The organism is Nitrospirota bacterium, assembly GCA_040757335.1.
Classification (GTDB): Bacteria; Nitrospirota; Nitrospiria; order 2-01-FULL-66-17; family 2-01-FULL-66-17; genus JBFLXB01.
In genome coordinates this window covers 45,264-64,540 of the sequence record JBFLXB010000020.1, presented here as the reverse complement: position 1 = coordinate 64,540, position 19,277 = coordinate 45,264, and the positions used below count along the sequence as shown (strand labels likewise).

The following is a 19,277-nucleotide window of genomic DNA, read 5'->3' as shown; positions in this document are numbered from 1 at the left end:
CCCACCAACTTCGGTACTGTCCTCATGTTGCGGCTCCTCCTGTGTGTGAGTTTCGGTGTCTTCGGCGACACCAGTTCACCACATCAGGAGCCGCTTCTCAAATCTCAACTAAGTCTGGCACACACTCCCCTGTTTGCCCTCAATACATAAATACTTCGAACCGAATTGATGTCGAAGTCCCTTGCCCGAGGGTTCCAGTAGGTGATCTCGTCCTCCAGAATTGCCCCAAACCCCGCCTCGTCGATCTGAAAATCGGTTATGTATGGGGGCGTGTCCTCCACCTCAATGCCAGCGTCAGAAAGCAACTGATCGACTCCACCTGCCAAGAGGAGGAGGTCGGACTTCGTTGTACCATTCCGTCGCGCTTCGATGATAATGGCCCCACGCCCGTCTGGATCATTCAGATGTTCGGCCGCGCCCTTAAGAACACGACCCAGTTCTTCACGAGAGTGGGAGAAAGTGGCAACAACTCCTCCGAGATTTCGGACTAAGCCGATCAGTTCTTCGATTGCGAGCTTTTTGGGTTGACCTTCAAGTCCAAGGCGTTGCACCAAAAGAGGCGTGTCAAAATAGAACGTGACTCCCTTATATGTCTTTGGTGCGTTCTGCAGATCAGGACAGAGCAAAGCGTTCGCAAGCATATGCCCTTGAACCATGATCAGAAAGCTCTCAAAGCGTTCCGGGTCGTTCCGTTGTAGATGTAGGACATACTCGCTGACCAACACAAGGACGGTTTGCCGCTTCCCCGCTGCAGTTGGTATGGTCGTGCCGCGCAGGTAGGCCTGCAGACACGAAATACTGAACTCGGATAAGAAGGCGCAGATGGCGGCGACACCTTCGCCCGGTGTCGTGATAGGTTGGCTTCTGCCTTTGGCGAATTCAATGAGCCCAGATATAACAGCCTGAATATGTCGCTCAGCCTCACTTTTCTTATGCGCAATGCGTGGATTCGGAAGAGTACCCGTTATGCGGTATATGCCTTCCTGACGTTTCAGCGGGTACTTCCGTGAGATGCGCTTCAATACCACCTGTACCGTACGCGCAGGAATTTCTAGACCAAATTGAGAGTAGAGGAGATCATGGACCGCTTGGTCAGTGACCGGATCGGGTCTGTGGTCAACAAGCACCTGCAGAATGAAGGGCCTCAGGTAATCAAGGTAGTCCTGCCCTTGGTCGATGTTCACCTTTAACATCGCCAAGCTGGTTAGAGTCTCTTTGGACACCGTTGGCACCATTTCAGACCTCCGTGGCGATTCGCTCCTTCACCCGCAGTTCGCCAGAAATGAGCTTCGGTAGCAGCGCGGCGCGCAGGGCGGCCAAGGCACCAGATTGCTCATTGCTGCCATGGTAACGCTGAAAAAGGGGCCGGATGTGGCTGTCAAACGCACGCAGAACAGTAGGTGATGGGACCAGTTGTCTGCTCATGTAGGCCATATTCCGATTGAGGCCGGGGACGGCCGAGTCGGCGCTAAACGACGCGAGGCCATGGTCTTGGAGCGCGTAGTACAGGAAATAGAGACTGTCGCACTTAGCCTTCGGCACGACGTAGAACGTGGTGTCAATGGCGAAGAAATCTGTTGACGCCCACGTTACGATCCCAGGGTTGCCCTTGCGCCCGACGATAATTCCGGGCCCATCGACCAACTTCTCGTTGTGCCAGCCAACCTGACCGTTAGAGCCGAAGACGGGGACTCGTCCGGCTAGCCGAGCCTCCTCCTTCAATGCCTTTCCGTAGGCGAGATCAATCACGTCACCCAAACTCGCGACCTCCCATCCCTTCGGAATCTCTCCCAGCTCCGAGTCCTCGAAGGAATCAGGGAACAGGTCGGCGATGTGTTTGGGCAGGCCGGGGTCGCGGCCTTCGGCCTTGGCGCGGACCGGGTCGAAGTCCACGAACCACGACTTGAAGAGCGACCGCGCGATCGCCTCCAGCGTCTCATTCAGTCGCCGGTTCAGCTCGATCTTGTCGTCCAGCGTGCCGAGAATGTGGGCGATGGCGCGTTGCTCGGGGAGAGGAGGAACAGGTAGAGCGGCTTGCCGTAATGTAGTCAGCGGCGTTTGTATCTGCGGGACGCCTACCTGGGAGACGCGACTGAATAGATAGTGTTGGCCCTCGGGCGAAGACAGCCAATAGTAGAGGTATTCAGGCAAGAGCTTCGCCGGATCACACCGTACACGCATCATGCTGTTGCCCATGATGTAGCGGGGATATTTACGCTTGGTCGGCATTAACCCGATTTGGCCAAGCGTCCCTTTGTGGACCAGAAGAACGTCTCCTGGGAAGGATTCGAACTTGCTGAGTCGATCCGCCGTTTTATTGTCGATGAAGACGAAATCGTCATCGTGAAAACGGCCACGATTGACGTTCACGCCGCGCAGGACCGGTACTCCGATCTCGGTGTATTCATCGGCCATCAGTGCTTTGCCGAAAGGCCCGATCTGGGTTGAATACGGTTCGGCAGATGCGCACTCGGCTATGGTCTTAACTGGCCACTCACTCCCCATACGCAAACTCGTGCAGGTTACGGGCGATCGCTTCTTCATCGTGCGTCAGCGACCATGCAGTCTTTACGCGAAGTTGGGCACGAACCTGCTCATTTCCTCTCGCCCGCCACATTGAGCAGAGCCGCCGCCATGACTATGGCCCCCCTCGCGTCAGCCGGCCCCCACTCAATTGCAGTCGAGACCTCATCCGCATGTCGCGCCGGATGTGTCAATATTTTGAGTGCCCTCCGCACGATCCGAAGCCGTTCTTCTTTACCCATCGCCCGCGTGCCCTCGAACCACGATTTGATCGCCTCGGGCGGTTGGACTCCATCGTCGTTCAAAACTGTTGACAACGATTCCATGACATCCCGACATGCACCCACCGCATCCCGGAAATGCCCGCGCAGCATATGCGTCTGCGCTGTTTGAAGATACTCCGCTGCCTGCGGAAACTGTGGGTTGACGTCGTCTTCTAGTACCGGAATTTCCAAGAGAATTGTTTTCCGATAGCCCATTTGTCCAAGTATTTCAATCCAGGTGCCTTGATTGGCCCTGTATTGAAGTGTGACCGGCACTGGCTGTGTGATCCTATCGCGGCCACCATGGGCCACTCCAAATAGACTTAGGCTGAAAAATAAATCTCCTCCAAGCCTGACCCGCTCTATTGCGTCGACGCGTCTTGCGTCCAATTCAATTTCAAGCGGGACATTTGTCTTATACGTATATTGACCAGTTGCAAGGGGCACCTCTTGGCCCTGTCGCCTCATGTAACCCACAACATGTTCCGGTTCGCTCCTTCCACGTACCCGCAGTTCACCGCCGATATTCGTGACCGCGACATCCTCTCCAGGTTGTTTGCTGTGGGTGGTTACATCCACCTGCGCTATGAGCCGATGAAAACCAAGCCCCTGGCCACCAACTAACCCCTTCAGATCAAGATCTGCAAAAATAGTCGAGTTCAGTGCCCAGCTAGCACTCATAGTGGGAACCTCCATAACCTTTCCTTGCCTCACCCGCCATATCCCAGCGCCTTCAGGTTGGCGGCGATGACGGCATCGAGCTTAGCGGCCTCGGATTGCTGCTGGCGCAGCGTCGCAGTGAGCCGCTTCATCTTTTCCTCGAACGGTTCGCCGTCGTCCTCCAGCGCCTCCGCACCGACGTATCGCCCCGGTGTGAGTACGTGGCCGTGCTTGCGGATGTCGTCCAGCTTCGCGGCTTTGCAGAATCCCGGCAGGTCGGCATACTTGCCTGCGCCTTTGTCGCCGCGCCAGGCATGGTAAGTGCCGGCAATCTTGGCGATGTTGTCGTCCGTCAACTCGCGGTGCACACGGTCGATCAGGGTGCCCATCTTCCGAGCATCGACAAAAAGCGTCTCGCCGCGCCGGTCGCGGAATCGGCCGTTCCGCTTATTGCGCGCGATAAACCACAGGCAAACCGGGATCTGCGTCGAATAGAAAAGCTGGCCCGGCAAGGCCACCATGCAGTCCACCAGATCGGCTTCGATGATGGCCTTGCGGATCTCGCCCTCGCCCGACTGGTTGGATGACATCGAACCATTGGCGAGCACGAAACCCGCGAGGCCAGTGGGTGCGAGGTGGTGAATGAAGTGTTGTACCCAGGCGTAGTTGGCGTTTCCCGCGGGCGGAGTGCCGTAGACCCAGCGCTTGTCATCCTTGAGCAATTCGCCGCGCCAGTCGCTGTCGTTGAACGGCGGATTGGCCAGGACGTAGTCGGCCTTGAGGTCCGGGTGCTTGTCGTTGTGAAAAGTATCGCCATGCGCGATCTGCGCGTCGATGCCGCGGATCGCGAGGTTCATCTTGGCTAATCGCCACGTGGTGTAGTTGGACTCTTGGCCGTAGATGGAGATGTCTCCGAGTTTGCCGCTGTGCGCTTCGATGAACTTTTCGGATTGCACGAACATGCCGCCCGAGCCGCAGCAGGGGTCGTACACGCGGCCCTTGTACGGCGCGAGCATTTCCACCAGCACGCGCACCACGTGCGTGGGCGTGTAGAACTGGCCGCCGCTCTTACCTTCGGCGCTGGCAAAGCGGGAGAGGAAGTATTCGTACACACGGCCGAGCGTGTCTTTGGCGCGGTCCGCGGCGCTGCCGAGCGCGATATCGCTGACCAGGTTGATGATCTGGCCCAGCCGCTGCTTGTCGAGCCCCGGTCTGGCGAAGTCCTTCGGCAGCACGCCCTTGAGCGACGGGTTGTCGCGCTCGATCGCGCTCATGGCGTCGTCTACCAGCTTGCCGATGGTGGGCTGCGGCGCCATTGACTTGAGGTACTGCCAGCGCGCTTCCTTTGGCACCCAGAAGATGTTGACGGCGCGGTACTCGTCCTTGTCCTCGGGATCGGCGCCTTTTTTCTTCTCGGCTTGGAGTTCCGCGTGCTTGGCCTCGAACGCGTCGGAGATGTACTTCAGGAAAATCAGACCGAGGACAACGTGCTTGTACTCCGCCGCGTCCATGTTATTGCGCAGCGCATCCGCGGCCTGCCAGAGCTTTTGCTCGAACCCCAAATTGCCACCGTTACTGATCTTTTTCTGTTTGGATTTTGCTGCCATGTCTCCTCGGTACACGTGGGTGCCGCAACCCAGAGCGGGTTGCGGAGTTGGGACGGCTTTCAGACAAACGCCAAGCCCCCTTATAAAAGAAGTAGAGGCCCAGCTTAGCCCGTTGCGGGTTCGAGGGTCAAGAACAACTCCTCAGTGAAGGGGTTCTCCGAGGGCCTACGGAGTGCGGTTCCTCGCATTTGTTCACTGATCAACGTCGTTCATGAATCATGAACAAGACGAGTGCGCAACTTTGGGGTTGCCCGGATAGCGGCCAAGGGGTCGAGGAGTATGGCGTTTAACACGGTGTCAATAGCCATGCCCGTCTGCCCCACGGAGATCGAGTCACCGATAGCCTGCATCGGCCGTCTCGCATTCATCTCCTCGTCCTTGCCAAGGCTCCTCCCGGTTCTCATCACGCCCGACCCAGAACATTATGAGAACAGAGCCCAAGTGGCTTTGATTTCGTGCTGGAGCGTACACTGTTCGCATGAGTGGACGACAGATGACTGATTCGACAACGGCGTTCTATCTCATTCCATCACGTTCGGTCCTTCGCCGCCGCGCGGGAAGGCTCGCAGCCGCCTTCGGTTTACTCATCGCCGCTGTGTGGGTGATCGGCGGGTTGCTTCATCAGGACCTCTTTGCGGGCCTGCTCGTGATTGCGGCAATCGGCGTGAGCGGGTTTCTCCTTGCGACGATCACCCAACTGCTGATAGGCAAAGTGCGGACCGAAAAGTCCCGGACATTCGACTGGGACGAAGAGCGAAACCGCAATCCGTTTATTCCGGGAACGAAGGCGTACTGGAATTACGGTCAGGAGTTCCTCGAACGCGACCACGACGATTAGCGTTCGGCTCGTTCCAACGGGCTCGTGCTGCGTTTGAAAGGCCCCTACCGCTAACGAGTGTGAGGGCAGTCCAGTTCCAAATTCGTTTGCTAAATCCTTTGCTAAAACACCGGAATCGGTTGTCGTTTAGCAAAGCCTATCGCGCCGCTTGATAAATCACGGGGCGGTAACGGGGTTCGGGAATTGGCTTCCCCTCGCTTCTCGCGGCTTCGATCCAGGCGCCCTTGGCGCGCTCGACCTCGGCAAGCGCTTCCTTTGGACTGCGTCCGAACGCAGAGCAGAACTCAAGGTCGGGGATGTCGGCGATATAGCCTCTATCCTCTTCGCTATAGAAGATGTTGATGTGGTAATCGCTCATTACTCGTCCTCCCGCGATGCGCCAAGCAGTCCGTCGCGGATCAGGCTGCGGCTGGCGTCCCAGCAAAGACGATATCGCGACCGTAACGGCCACTCGATCCCGGCTGACCAATGTGGTCGATCACTCCCACAGCAGCCGCTCCGCCTGACCAAGCAGATAAGTCAACACGTGCGCCGGGATCTTGAGGAATTGGGTGTCGATCCCTTCGAGTTTGGTGACGCCGAAGTCCGTCTCGTTCTTGGTCACAAAGTACGCCTGCTTCACGCCTTCGGTTCCGCTGAACACCGCGAGGCCGCTTGAACGATCGAGCGGTACCTTGTCTCGGTACTTGACCTCGAACGGCAACACGTACTTGGGGCTGCGGATGATGATGTCCACCTCCCGGTCGCTGACCGCGTCACGCCAATACGCGATTTCGGGAACGTCGCGGTAGTAATAGGCGTAGAGGTGCCGCAGCACCGTGGTCTCGACGATCAACCCCATCTCATTTGGGTTGGTGAGCACTTCTTCTCCGCGGAGCAGCACGGCGTTGCGCAACGCGGCATCGACCAAGTAGTACTTGTTGCGAGCTTTGAGGACTTTCTTTCCCCCGGCGCGGACCGGCGGCAACCGATACACCAGGTTCGCCTGCTCAAGCAGCATGAGGTGGTTTGCCACGGTGCCAGTCGTGGTCTCCAGGGCCGTGGCCGCGGTCTTGTGCGCGAGAATGCCGCCGGTGTGCAGGCAGAGGTAGATGAACAGCTTCTCAAGGTCGTTGACGTTGCGTACGCCAAACAGCGCGGTCATATCGCGCTTGAGCACTCGCTCGACCACGTCCTCGCGTAAGAGGCGCTGACACAAGCTGATATCGTCCTGCTTGGCGGTTTCCGGAAACCCGCCGACCAGCAGGTAGCGTTGGAAGAACGGCAACAGCGGCCGCACACTTGCCGCGATTGTGGTCAGGGTCGCGGCGTCAGCCTCGAACAGGTCGCCTGGACGGAGCCTGGGATCGATCGCCGGTTCCGGTTCGCCGCGCAGACGGGTGAATTCGTAAAACGACAGCGTGGGCACCGGCACCGTGATCCAGCGTCCCACTCCGCTTTCGGCAAGCCGTTCCTTATGGACCACGCTGGCCGATCCCGTGGCCACGATGCGATAGTCCGGGTGGTGGTCGACGAGCAACTTGATCTCAGTTTCCCACTCGCGGGAGTACTGGATCTCATCCAGTAACAACGTGGTCGGCTGTCCCTCGGGATGGATGTGCTCGTGGTACACGGCGAGAATATTTCGCAACGAGAGGAGCTTGAGGATCGGATGATCCAGGCTCAAATACAGGATGCTCTTGGGGTCCTGGGCGTCCCTGATGAGCCCGTCGACGACCTGTTGCAAGATCGTTGTCTTGCCGACTCGTCGTGGACCGGAGAGCAGGATGGCGCGCTGCAGCGTGGGGTGCCCTAAGTAGCGACGACAGGCGTTGTAGGCGAGGCGCCGGAACTCGGGGACACGAACCGGTCTCCCGCTCCACCACGGATTAAAACCGTGCAGGACCGCGATAATCTCCGCCCGGTCAACAAGATCCTTCAATTCTCGCTCCCAACTCGATAAATACCACATTTTTCCAAGAAGTGAATGACACACTATGCACTTAATTATTAGAAAATCAAGTTATTGAGATGCCAGTGAGACTTTGAGGACGAACGAAAGGCGACTTTCAAAGCCGTTCCAGCTTTGAAAGAGAACCCCATATTTCTTCAAAGCCGCGCACGGTCCTTGTAGCGCTTCGCCGCCTGCCGGAGCGCCTTGCCGGGCGCGGCGGGCTGGAGCAGCGCCGCCACAAAGGCCTTGCGGTCATGCTCGCTCAGCGTCTGTACGGCGCTGACCCGCGCTTCAAGTCGTTTATACCGAGCCCCCTTCCCCGGCTTATCTCTGTCTTTCGTACTCATGGTGGTCCCCTTCCCACCGCTAAATATGCGGTGATATACCGTACAGGTCAAAGGAACGTCACGGTCAACTCCCTGTGGACAGGGGTTAGGGGGGGCAACGAGTAGGGCATTTGACACGGTGTCAATTGCCCCACCCGTTTGCCCCCCCGGAGATCCGATCACCGACCCAAGGGCTTCTTCCAGTTCCGTCAGCCTCGGCCCAGAGCATTAACGGACGACGTCCGACACGGGGTTCTCTTCCGCTTGTGTGCTGCAGGACAATCGGTGGCACGCTTTCGTCGTTCGCTGCCCGGGACGGACGGCAATGTTGATCATGGGCGCTTGGCCGGTACGAGGACAGGGGCGGTTGTTTGACCCGCAGTCCCGCCTGGAGCGTCTGCCAATAGCCCACGGCCAAGCACAGGGATCCAATGCTTCCGGCAGATCTTCTTGAGACCGACATCGGACAGATGAAAGCGTGCCGCGACCTTGGTCATGGGCTCGGCCCACACCAGAGCGTAGAGCTCTTCGCTGGAGAGACGCCTTATCTCAGGCGGCATTCACTTGGGGGCCCACCGCCAGTTCAAACGAACCGAACGCGGACCGCGACCCTTCTAACGTTTCGGAGCCGGTCAAGTCGCAGGCTCTGGCGCCATCGCCGCACCCCTTGACCTGGTCCGCAATCGTGGTAAAATCAGAAAGTCAAAAATTCTAACAGAGGAGCGATGCATGTCGATCGTCAAGGTCAAAGATAAGTTCCAAATAACGGTGCCGGTGAACCTCCGCGCGCGCCTTGCCCTGAAGGTGGGCGATCTTCTCGAAGCCGAGATCAAAAACGGCGTTTTGGAACTCTCCCCTAAAGACCTCGTGAACCGCGAGATCGATCTTGCGCGCGAGCAAATCAAGGCAGGCGAGTACCTCGGCCCGTTTAAAACCGCTGGGGAAGCCTCCCGCGCCCTGCGGCGCGTCGCGAAGTCCCCTCGTGCAAAGGCCAGCACGCCCGCCAGGCGCCACCGCACCGCGTGAGAGCCCTTTTCTCCCCTCGGGCGGCCGAGCAGTATGCCGCGCTCGCTGAAGACCTGAAAGCCAAGTTTGATAAACAACTTGGCTTTCTTCTTATGAATCTCCGGCACCCTTCACTGAAAGCCAAAAAATACGCGGAGCGTGCGGGGGTGTGGCAGGCCCGCGTTGACCGCAATTATCGGTTCTATTTCGAGATCCACGGGGACACGTACCACATTCTCGCCATCATTCCTCACCCCAAGTAAGGAATCCGCGATCGCGCACCGCTAACGCCCCTAAAAAGAGTCTCTTCGTCAGAACCCTGGGCAGGAGCATGAAGAGGACGCCTTCTAACACGGTGTCGCATGCCATTCTAATCTGGACGTTGGGTCCGGCTCCAGTATAGGACGCTTGTTCCAATCGACCAAGCATGGTGCCGTAGCCAGATGGCGAAGCGTTATTCGATTCTGTTCGCGGTCCGTGACCGCGCATCGGCAGCACTCCTGGGTCAATTGACGCGAGAGAGAAAACTCTTTAGGCTCCAGCCATCAACCGAGCACATCAGTCTGCACCCCGCTCAGTGCAACGAGGACAGGTGACTGCGCCAACCCCCAGACGCGAGGACGCGCTCCGTGAAGCCATCGCCAAGGAAGAAGCGCAGCTTGCCGAGTTGGAGCGAGCGCGGCAGGCGACGAAGGCGCGACTCGACTCTCTCAACGCCGACCTGGCGTCGTGCGATGCCGAGCTGGCCATCCGCGTGCGGTTGCCCGTCCTCCCACCCCCGGCGGCGCCCACGACGCCTCTTGAGAAGGTGGCGTTGTTTCGACAGCGGTTTCGTGGGCGGGAGGATGTCTATCCCAAGCTGTGGACCAACGCCAAGTCGGGCAAAACGGGATACGCGCCGGCTTGTTCCAATGAGTGGGTGCGTGGGGTCTGCGAGAAGCCGCGAGTCAAATGCGGCGAGTGCCCCAACCAGGCGTTCATCCCGGTTTCGGATCAGGCGATCCTCGATCACCTCCAGGGCCGTCACGTCATCGGCGTCTACCCCCTCCTCGCTGATGAGACCTGTTGGTTCCTCGCCGCGGATTTCGACAAGCGTTCCTGGACCGAGGATGTCGCCGCGTTTCGGGAGACCTGCCGGCATGCGGGCCTCTCGGTTGCGGTGGAGCGCTCGCGATCGGGGTGCGGCGCGCATGTCTGGTTCTTTTTCGCAGCACCCGTCGCCGCTCGCACTGCCCGCGCGATGGGCTGCGCCCTGATCACGGACACGATGGCGCGGCGCCATGAACTCAGCATGGAGTCGTATGACCGCTTGTTTCCGAACCAGGACACCATGCCGCGCGGCGGCTTCGGGAACTTGATCGCGTTGCCGTTTCAACACGAGCCGCGCCAGCGCGGCCACACGGTGTTCCTCGACGAGCAGCTGGTCCCCTACCCGGACGAGGACCAATGGGCCGCGCTCGCCTCGATCCCGCGGATCGATCCGCAGGCCGTCGAGCTGATCGCCCGAGAGGCCACGCACCAGGGGCGCGTGATCGGCGTGCGCATGGCCGAGGCGCCGGAGGACGATGACCACGAGCCGTGGGCGCGGCCCCCATCCGGTCGCCCGCTCGCCGCGCAGATCACGGGAACGCTTCCCACATCGATCCGAGCCGTGTTGGGCCAGCGCCTCTTCGTGGAGAAAGCAGGCTGTCCGCCCGCGCTGCTGAACCAGATCAAGCGCCTCGCGGCATTCCAGAATCCCGAGTTTTACAAAAAGCAGCAGATGCGGCTTTCCACGGTCACCACGCCCCGCGTAATCACCTGTGCGGAGGAGTTTCCCGAGCATCTCGCACTCCCTCGCGGTTGCCTCGGAGAGCTGGAAGACCTGCTTCGCGCCTACGAGATCTCGCTCACGGTTGACGATCAGCGGCTCATGGGTGACGAGGCCAGGTGGACATTCCACGGCGCGCTGACACCGGTCCAGGCCCAAGCGGCGGACGCCCTCCTCGCCCACGATCTCGGCGTCTTGGTCGCGCCACCAGGCGTGGGGAAGACGGTAGTCGGCACCTACCTCGTCGCGCAACGTGGTCGCAGCACGCTGGTCTTGGTCCATCGGCGTCCGCTCTTGGACCAGTGGGTCGCGCAACTGGCCCTGTTCCTGGGTATCGAGCCCAAGGCGATCGGCCAGATCGGCGGCGGCCGTCGCGCGCCCACTGGCCAGCTCGACGTGGCGATGATCCAGAGCCTCGTCCGGGAAGGGCGGGTGGATGATCTGGTCGCCGGGTACGGACACGTGATCGTGGATGAGTGCCACCATGTGCCCGCGGTCTCCTTCGAGCGCGTGCTCTCCGAGGTCAAGGCCCGCTTCGTGACCGGACTCACGGCCACACCCCAACGCCGGGATGGACACCACCCCATCGCCCAGATGCAGTTGGGGCCTGCTCGCTTCGTGGTCGATCCGAAGCATCACGCGGCGCGCCGGCCCTTCGCTCACCGGTTGATCGTCCGGGACACGGTGTTTCACGGGGTCGATTCCGAACCGACGCGTGGCATCCAGGCGCTGTACGCGCAGCTCGCGACCGACGAGGCGCGGAACGAATTGATCCTCAACGACGTGATCAGCGCTCTGCACGAAGGCCGGACACCCATGGTGCTGACAGAGCGCAAGGACCATTTGGACTACCTGGCCACTCGGCTCCGCCCGTTCACCCGCCATCTGATCGTGTTGCAGGGCGGGATGACGGGCAAAGCCCGGGAGGAAATGAGGACGCGGCTTGCCACGCTCCCGGGCGATGAGGAGCGCCTCGTGCTGGCGACGGGGCGTTACGCCGGGGAAGGCTTCGACGACGCGCGGCTGGACACGCTCTTCCTGGCCATGCCCATCTCGTGGAAGGGCACGCTGGTGCAGTATGCCGGCCGGCTGCACCGACTGCGTGTCGGCAAGACCGAGGTGCGCATCGTCGATTACGTAGACCGCCAGGTTCCCATGCTCGCTCGGATGTTCGAGAAACGCCTGCGGGGTTACCGAGCCATCGGATACACCGAAACGGAACACTCATGAGCCCCAAACCCAGAACCCGCTTCGCGCCAACGGCGCGACAGGCAAAGAGCTCCCTCCGCTCAGGTGGCGCAGCAACCCGCGGGCCGGCCCCGACCGGAACACGCCTGCGCAAACTGATCGAGGAAGCCACGGTCGACTGTTATAACGAGGCCGAGGAACTGACGGGCCTACTCACCATGATCCAGGAGCACCTTCAGGTCCCGTTCGAGACAACGGTCCTCGGCGCAACCGTGACGGTGGAGCGCGTGGATTTCAACGATGCGGACGAGATCGTGGCGTTCTGCCGACGCGGTCGCGAGCGCCAGCGGATCCCGGTCGTGGATCTACCCCTGCCTTCGCCGCCACCCCGGGGAGCCGAATGGATCGCCGCGTATCGACGCTGGCGGCGCGGTGGGTGACGGTTAACGGGCGGCACACACCTCCTCCCCCACACGACTACCCGCAGGCGCGGAGTGGATCGATGCCTTTCGGACTTGGCCCTAGTGGGTCACCGCATGGAGGATACCTGTGAGTGAGTACCAGTACTACGAGTTCCAAGCCATCGATCGGCCGCTGACCGAGCGCGAGATGCGCGAACTGCGCGCGTACTCCACGCGCGCCACGATCACGTCCACCCGCTTCGTCAATCACTACGAATGGGGCGGTTTCAAGGGCAACCCGTCACGGTGGATGGAACGGTACTTTGATGCGTTCCTTTTTCTGGCCAACTGGGGCACGCACGAACTGATGCTGCGCGTCCCCAAGACGTCGTTCGATCTCCGGACCGCCAGGCAATACTGCCGGAGCGAGTCGGCCGCCGTTCGGGCCAGCGGCGAGTTCGTCATTCTCGAGTTTTGTTCGGACGACGAGGAAGGCGAGTGGACAGACGACGGGAGCGGCTGGCTCTCCTCGCTCATCCCCTTGCGTCGGGATCTTGAAAGCGGTGACCACCGGGCACTCTACCTCGCGTGGCTGCTCGGTGTGCAGCGTGGGGCGCCCGACCACCACGCGACCGAGCCGCCGGTTCCTCCGGGCCTGCGCCAGGTGACCGCGCCGCTGACGGCGTTCGCGGAGTTCCTGCGAATCGACGGTGACCTCATCGCCGTCGCCGCTGAACACAGCCCAGATCTGAGCGGAGCGGTGTCATCGAAGGATTTCGCACGCTGGGTCCAGACGCTACCCGATTCCGACAAAACCGAATTCCTCGTACGACTCGCAGCGGGGGATCAGGCCCCGGTCCAAGCCGAGCTGCTGCGTCGATTTCAGAAGGGCCGCCAGGCCCTCCGCGCTGGCGGCGCCCCGAAACCGCGGACGGTCGCGCAGCTCCTGGCCGCCGCCAAACAACGCGCCGACGCGCGCAGGCGCGTCGAGGCCGCACGGGCTGCCCGCGAGCAACGCCGCCGTGAGCGCGAAGAGACTCAACGTCGCAGGCGGTATCTCGACGATTTGGCCAAGCGCGAGGACGAAACCTGGCACAAGGTCGATATCCTGATCGCGATGCGGCGGCCGCAGGACTACGACGAAGCCGTCAGGCTCCTCAAGGACCTTCAGGAGCTCGCGCAGCGGGACGGCCGCGGCTCAGACACCCGAGTACGCATCCAGGCGCTCTACGAGCGGCACGCGACGAAGCCCAGCTTCCTGGGAAGACTTCAAAAGTCTGGTCTCGTGAAGGGCTGACAATAACGGGCGACACCGGACAGGAAGTTAATAATAGGGGGGACAGGTGGTAACCCTGCTCCCCTGACCTACAAAGGTCTGCGGTGAGGGCCTAAGGACGCCCAGGCAGGACGTGTATTAAAGGACAAGTCGTCTGTGGTATTCTTGCTTCGTCTATATAGACGAGGACGCTCCGTGCCCCGGATCGGCCATCCCCTTATCACCAGCCACCCGCAGATTGGCGGAGGAAGCCCTGTGATCGCCGGGACGCGATTTCCCGTCCGATCGGTCATGATATACGTGTTGAAACACGGCCTCACCCCTGAGGAACTGGTCGAACAGTTTCCGTACCTGACGCTGGCCCAGACCCACGACGCGCTCGCGTATTATTACGACAATCGCGAGGAAGTCGATCGCGACCTCGCGGAGAATACCGAAGAGGCCGTGCGCCAGCGCTACTCGCTCTGAACCGAGACATCGTCCCGCGCCGACGTTCCGCAGCCCTCAGACGGACGCGAACCCATGCCCGTTGCCAGCCACTCCGATCTGCACATGTGGGTTAGGCGGTCAGCAGAAGGACTACCGCTCCGGATCGACCCAAGGAACAGTGACGCGGATGTTTTATGGATCAGCTTGCGCTGTGCCTAAATTGTGTCTGAACACGTCGAAATCGATCGAAACAGCCGGACGCGATCGAGCCAGATATAAATGCGAAGCGCCTTGATTTTCGTAGTGAATCGGGAAACCAGGCCACTTATCAAGAAACTGCGATTTTAGGTCCCAACGCCCTCATAACCCGAAGGTCGTGAGTTCAAATCTCACCCCCGCAACCAAACAAAGCAACGGGCTGGCTCTTCGGGGCCAGCCCGATTTTTTTGGGAATCTGCTCGCCTACAACAAGCTCACCTCTCGGTCGTACGCCTTCCTCTCCTCGGAGAATCCCCAATCAATCGCGTACAAGTCCGCGCGACGCTCGCAGGCTGCGCGGATGGAGGCCGGGCCCGAGGGATCGGATTCCGGCGAGACCACGATGCCCGAGGCGCGGCAAGCCGCAACGTACCCGAGTTCACGGGCAATGACCCAACGGACGGCCTGATCCGACAGTTGGTCCAGCACACGCCGATGCAGCGTGACCGTCCAGCACTCAACGGTCTCAAACCGCTCCGCCGCGGCTGAAGCCACCACGACGCACCCGCTCTGCGTCAAATGCACGTCCTCGGTCAGCTCGATTTCCCATTCGACGCTGGGCGCGTCGCCCTCCAACTCGCACGCCAGCCACCTCGGCGGCAATCGCTGCGAAACCTCGTTCGCGAGCTGCTGATAACGTGGAGGAAGACGCTTCATGGTGTCGGTCGGCTTCTCGCCGCGTGCCCCCAGTTTGATCCCTGGAACGGTGTAAACCACCGCGCATTGATCCACAATCGCAAACCGATGTTCGAGACCGAGACCCTGTGGCGTGAGTTGACGTTTCCAGCGTTTTCTTGACCACCTGCTCATAACCCCCTCACTTGGAGCATCGGGGTTGCGCCACCGCTGCGCCTGATGGCCTTGCGATTTCTGTACGCGATCTTTATCGACCCACGGACAGTTCTTATCGAGCGCTGACATCAGGGGGCTAGGCTGGTAACCAGAAAAGCTGCCACCCTTTGAGAAGGAGCTCGCCATGTTATCCACCCACAAACACTCCACCAAGACAGCCGGCCGCGTCGACCACGGGTCCCTCGGGTCGAGCCCGAAAACACCGTCCTCTCTGAGTCCGAAGATTTGGCGCGTAACCATGTTCCTCGATCAGTTTTTCGCGCGTCCCCTCTCCCTTCGCGATGCGGCCGCCGTAGTCGACCTTCATCCCGACTACCTCAGTCGCCGCTTCAAGTCCGAGACCGGGGTGGGGTTCCATGAGTACCTCGTGACGGTTCGCCTTCGACACGCGACAACCCTCCTCGTGACCTCGACCAAGAGCATCAAAGAGATCGCGTACGAGGTGGGCTTTCGCGCGCCCGAGGTGTTTTCCAAAGCCTTCGCGAGACACTTTTCCTGTGCGCCCAGCACCTATCGGAACCATAACCTCGTCTTCTACGGAACCCGGTCACCCCACGGCTCTCGGATCGATCCCGCGTTATCGACCGTCGATCCCGCGCAGGACCGATCCGATCTGACGGACTGCATCGTGGACTGCGAGGAACTCACCGGCGGTTGTGACTGAGCTCGTCTGAAGGGCGCTCTCCCAGGTTCATCCGCGGCCTCCCAACCCCGAACGTCAAGAACCAACCGAGAAGGTCTGCCGCAACCGCGAAAAGTCTGCCAACCACCGGCGTTTCAAATTGTAACTGGGCCGCAATAGGTTTACACCTTGACTTGCAAACAGGCGGTACCTCAACGCCCACTGGAACTTCCCATGAAACCAGGAGGCCCGCACATGGATCCTCAGCCTGGTCAGATGACTATCTGGTTGGTTGTACCTTCCGGACTCTCGATGGGTGATGAACTGACCGCCCTGCTGGTTGGCGCGGTCAGCGGCCTTTCAACGGCCGTCGTCGCAGCGCGCGAGATGAGCGGCCGCGAAGAGGGCCCACCCGCTCAGCGCCACAATGACGCCCCGCACGGCTTGGTTTCAGCATCCTGTCGTGGTGGGCAAAGGGGGTGATCGTATGTCTACGAACGGTCCGACGGCCCTGATAGTTGTCAGCGTCCTGCTCGCGGCGTGGGGGGTAGGTGACGTCGCTGACGCCCGGGCGGCAACGCTCAAGGTTCTGGTCAAGGCCGGCGTCGAAGAGTTTACCCCGCAGCGATTGACGATCCGAGCTGGAGACAAGGTGACGTGGGTCAATCAAGACGACGAACTTCACTCGCTGGTATCAGCCGGTCTGGTTTCACGCCAGTCCACCACTGAACCAAGCGAGCCCTTTATCAATACGCCTCTCCCGAGCGGGGCCAGCTATACACAGGTATTTACCCAGCCCGGGACCTATCACTACTTCTGCGCGAACCATATGCAAGTGTGGGGAGTCGTCGTGGCTGAAGAGTAACGCGACGGCCACCCAACGCGGGGATGACGCGGCGCGCTGGTGGGTTCGGGTCGCAAATCACAAGGAGACGAAAGGGAGGATGCCATGAATCCCGATGTCAGTTCGGCAACAGTGAGCCGCTGTGTTGCTCACGATCGACAAGGTGGATGCGGTGGGTTCTGCTGGAGGATAGGGTTAATCTACTTCGCGGCGGTGGGCTGGGCCGTAACGTTCTCGGTGCCGAGTGGGGCTCAACCCCTTTCCTTCGCCCCCCCGTTGAGCTACCCCGCCGGAGACAATCCGCAAGCGATAGCGGTCGGCGACCTCAACCAAGACGAAGAGGCCGACCTGGTGATTGCCAATTCCGGGAGCAACAACGTGTGGGTGCACCCCGGTAACGGGGACGGGTCGTTTCTCGATCCCACCCTGTGTGATGTCGGAACCACCCCTGTGGCCGTCGCTATCAGCGATCTTAACGGAGACGGGAAGCCGGATATTGTGGTGGCAAACGCCGACAGCGACGACGTGTCGGTCTTGTTGGGTACCGATGCCGGGCCGTGCAGCCCAGGGGCCAGTATCCCTACCGGGAATGGTCCGTATTCGGTCGCGATCGGCGATTTCAACCTGGACCAAAAGCCTGACCTGGCCACCGCCAATTTCTTCGGCAACTCCGTTTCGATCCTGCTGGGTGACGGCACGGGTGGCTTTTCCCCACGCAGCGATCTTGCCCGGGATCGTCCGGTTGGAAACGGAGCCGCGTCGGTTGCGATTGGGGATCTGAACGGTGACGAGAAGCCGGACGTGGTCGTCGCCAACTTCTACAACGACAGGGTCGCGATTCTGCTTGGGGATGGGATGGGCGACTTTGGACCGCCGACCGAGTTCAACGCGGGTCCAGGTCCGACGTTTGTGGCCATCCGGGATCTCAATTCCGACGACAAACCCGATCTTGCTGTCGCCACGGCCTATGCTCCCGCGGTGTCGCTTCTGTTCGGGGACGGGCTGGGGTCTTTTGCCGCGCCGACCACCGTTCCGGTCTTGACCGGGCCTCAGAGTATCGAGATCAGTGATTTCAACGGGGACGGCCTGGTGGATCTGGCCGTGGCCTACACGCTCCAGAACGTCGTGTCCATCCTGCCGGGCAATGGCGCCGGTATCTTCGGGCCCGCCATGCACTGCATCGGAGGGAGCGGGCTTTCGTCCTTCGATCTGTTGGCTTCGGGGCAGTTCAACCAGGACGATGCGTTGGATTTGGCGGTGGTCAATTCCAACAGCGACACGGTCTCGATCCTGCTCAACACCACTGATTCGGCGCTGCAGACCGCCGCAGTTCCTGATCTGCTGGTGTCGCAACTCTCCGCGTCAGTTTCCGGGAGCACCGTTTTGATCGGGGATACCCAGCAGAACATCGGGGCCCAAGCCGCAGGAGCCTTTTCCGTGGCATTCTACTTTGCCTCGAACCCGGCGTCCCCGGCTGGCGGGACCTCCATCGGAACGCGAAGCCTCACCGGGCTTGCGGCAAACGGGGCGGTGAACACCGCGTCGACCTCGTATGCGATCCCGGCCAACACGCCGACGGGCACGTACCACGTGTGCGCGATCACGGATTCCGGCGGAGCCGTCAATGAAGCCGACAAGACCAACAATTCCCGCTGCACGACGCAGACCTATCCAGTCGGCCCGGACCTCACCGTCTCCAGCGTCTCGGCCTCGCTCGCCGGCACGTACATCAACGTGTCGGACGTGGAACGCAACATCGGCAACCGGTGGGCGGAGCCATCGGTGGTGTCGTTCTATTTTGCAGCCAACCCCAACGCCCCCACCGCCGGCACGCTGATCGGGACCCGCAGCGTGTCCGGAATCAACGGCGGATCTCAGTACAACTCCGCAACCACGAAGTTTGCGATTCCCGATGCCACGCCAACCGGCACCTACTACGTCTGTGCCGCCGGTGATTCAGCCGGCGCCGTGGCCGAATTGGATGAGGGAAACAACACCCGGTGCGCGGCGGGCACCTTCACCATCGGTCCCGACCTCATCGTTACCAGGCTGAGCGCGGTGAAGTCGGGCGGAACGCTCTACGTGATCGACACGCAGCGCAATCTGGGAAACCGTCGAGCGGAGCCGTTCACGGTCTCGTTCTACCTGTCGTTCAACACGGTCCTGGACGCAGGGGATACGCCTCTCGGGAGCCGGAGTGTCCCGAGTTTGGCGGGCGGCGGAGCCTATCACTCGAAAACGACCCCGTTTCCGATTCCATCCGGACTCGCGGCGGGCAGCCGATACCTGCTCGCGATCAGCGATGCCGGAACCGTGGTGACGGAGTGGAACGAGGCCAACAACGCCAAGTACTCCGGCCCCTATCCCATCCCGTGACAGCAGTCCGGGAGGTCGGCGGGTGTCACCCGACCTCCCGGACCGTCATTGCGACTACTGTACCGG

General features: G+C 60.7%; 18 protein-coding genes. 10 read left to right on the top strand and 8 right to left on the bottom strand.

Annotated elements, in window-relative coordinates; translation table 11 throughout:
• Positions 1–104: 104 nt before the first annotated feature.
• The 4 genes from AB1451_11480 to AB1451_11465 all read right to left on the bottom strand — a co-directional run bounded on the left by AB1451_11480 (position 105) and on the right by AB1451_11465 (position 5,053).
• Positions 105–1,193 carry a hypothetical protein gene (locus AB1451_11480; protein MEW6683524.1) on the bottom strand — a complete coding sequence of 363 codons (1,089 nt, stop codon included), beginning with the start codon at positions 1,191–1,193 and terminating at the stop codon, positions 105–107.
• A gap of 43 nt (positions 1,194–1,236) precedes the next feature.
• Complete coding sequence (locus AB1451_11475; protein ID MEW6683523.1) at positions 1,237–2,505, bottom strand: restriction endonuclease subunit S; 1,269 nt, start codon at positions 2,503–2,505, stop codon at positions 1,237–1,239.
• A gap of 89 nt (positions 2,506–2,594) precedes the next feature.
• On the bottom strand, positions 2,595–3,467 hold the full coding sequence (locus AB1451_11470) for a hypothetical protein (GenBank protein ID MEW6683522.1): 873 nt from the start codon (positions 3,465–3,467) through the stop codon (positions 2,595–2,597).
• Between the two features lie 29 nt (positions 3,468–3,496).
• Positions 3,497–5,053, bottom strand: a complete 1,557-nt coding sequence (locus tag AB1451_11465) for a class I SAM-dependent DNA methyltransferase (GenBank protein ID MEW6683521.1) — start codon at positions 5,051–5,053, stop codon at positions 3,497–3,499.
• A 493-nt stretch (positions 5,054–5,546) separates the two neighbouring features.
• On the opposite strand from AB1451_11465, the gene AB1451_11460 reads away from it, so the two are divergent.
• A complete protein-coding gene (locus tag AB1451_11460; GenBank protein MEW6683520.1) occupies positions 5,547–5,891 on the top strand; it encodes a hypothetical protein in 345 nt (114 codons plus the stop codon).
• Positions 5,892–6,027: 136 nt separating this feature from the next.
• Here AB1451_11460 and AB1451_11455 read toward each other — a convergent pair whose 3' ends face one another.
• The 3 genes from AB1451_11455 to AB1451_11445 form a co-directional block, all read right to left on the bottom strand.
• Entirely contained in the window at positions 6,028–6,249 is a 222-nt protein-coding gene (locus AB1451_11455) for a type II toxin-antitoxin system HicB family antitoxin (protein MEW6683519.1), read from the bottom strand.
• Between the two features lie 120 nt (positions 6,250–6,369).
• On the bottom strand, positions 6,370–7,812 hold the full coding sequence (locus AB1451_11450) for an ATP-binding protein (GenBank protein ID MEW6683518.1): 1,443 nt from the start codon (positions 7,810–7,812) through the stop codon (positions 6,370–6,372).
• 167 nt (positions 7,813–7,979) lie between these two features.
• Positions 7,980–8,171, bottom strand: coding sequence for a DUF1778 domain-containing protein (locus AB1451_11445; protein ID MEW6683517.1), 192 nt, complete (start codon positions 8,169–8,171; stop codon positions 7,980–7,982).
• A gap of 708 nt (positions 8,172–8,879) precedes the next feature.
• On the opposite strand from AB1451_11445, the gene AB1451_11440 reads away from it, so the two are divergent.
• The 6 genes from AB1451_11440 (at position 8,880) to AB1451_11415 (ending at position 14,298) form a co-directional block, all read left to right on the top strand.
• Positions 8,880–9,176 (top strand): AbrB/MazE/SpoVT family DNA-binding domain-containing protein, encoded by a 297-nt coding sequence (locus tag AB1451_11440; GenBank protein MEW6683516.1) that lies wholly within the window; start codon positions 8,880–8,882, stop codon positions 9,174–9,176.
• Complete coding sequence (locus tag AB1451_11435) at positions 9,173–9,418, top strand: type II toxin-antitoxin system RelE/ParE family toxin (GenBank protein MEW6683515.1); 246 nt, start codon at positions 9,173–9,175, stop codon at positions 9,416–9,418. Before AB1451_11440 ends, AB1451_11435 begins: the two co-directional genes overlap by 4 nt.
• Positions 9,419–9,747: 329 nt before the next feature.
• Positions 9,748–12,195, top strand: a complete 2,448-nt coding sequence (locus AB1451_11430; protein ID MEW6683514.1) for a DEAD/DEAH box helicase family protein — start codon at positions 9,748–9,750, stop codon at positions 12,193–12,195.
• Positions 12,192–12,593 (top strand): hypothetical protein, encoded by a 402-nt coding sequence (locus tag AB1451_11425; protein ID MEW6683513.1) that lies wholly within the window; start codon positions 12,192–12,194, stop codon positions 12,591–12,593. Before AB1451_11430 ends, AB1451_11425 begins: the two co-directional genes overlap by 4 nt.
• A 109-nt stretch (positions 12,594–12,702) precedes the next feature.
• Positions 12,703–13,851, top strand: a complete 1,149-nt coding sequence (locus AB1451_11420) for a hypothetical protein (GenBank protein MEW6683512.1) — start codon at positions 12,703–12,705, stop codon at positions 13,849–13,851.
• A gap of 135 nt (positions 13,852–13,986) precedes the next feature.
• Complete coding sequence (locus AB1451_11415) at positions 13,987–14,298, top strand: DUF433 domain-containing protein (GenBank protein MEW6683511.1); 312 nt, start codon at positions 13,987–13,989, stop codon at positions 14,296–14,298.
• A 423-nt stretch (positions 14,299–14,721) separates the two neighbouring features.
• Here the strand turns inward: AB1451_11415 and AB1451_11410 are convergent, their stop codons facing one another.
• The gene (locus AB1451_11410) at positions 14,722–15,234 is read right to left on the bottom strand and encodes a hypothetical protein (GenBank protein ID MEW6683510.1); all 513 of its coding nucleotides are present in this window, start codon (positions 15,232–15,234) and stop codon (positions 14,722–14,724) included.
• A gap of 259 nt (positions 15,235–15,493) precedes the next feature.
• Here AB1451_11410 and AB1451_11405 point away from each other — a divergent pair, with 259 nt between their 5' ends.
• The 3 genes from AB1451_11405 (at position 15,494) to AB1451_11395 (ending at position 19,211) form a co-directional block, all read left to right on the top strand.
• On the top strand, positions 15,494–16,033 hold the full coding sequence (locus AB1451_11405) for an AraC family transcriptional regulator (GenBank protein MEW6683509.1): 540 nt from the start codon (positions 15,494–15,496) through the stop codon (positions 16,031–16,033).
• Positions 16,034–16,478: 445 nt separating this feature from the next.
• The gene (locus AB1451_11400; protein MEW6683508.1) at positions 16,479–16,856 is read left to right on the top strand and encodes a cupredoxin domain-containing protein; all 378 of its coding nucleotides are present in this window, start codon (positions 16,479–16,481) and stop codon (positions 16,854–16,856) included.
• A gap of 255 nt (positions 16,857–17,111) precedes the next feature.
• A complete protein-coding gene (locus AB1451_11395; GenBank protein ID MEW6683507.1) occupies positions 17,112–19,211 on the top strand; it encodes an FG-GAP-like repeat-containing protein in 2,100 nt (699 codons plus the stop codon).
• Positions 19,212–19,277 lie beyond the last annotated feature (66 nt).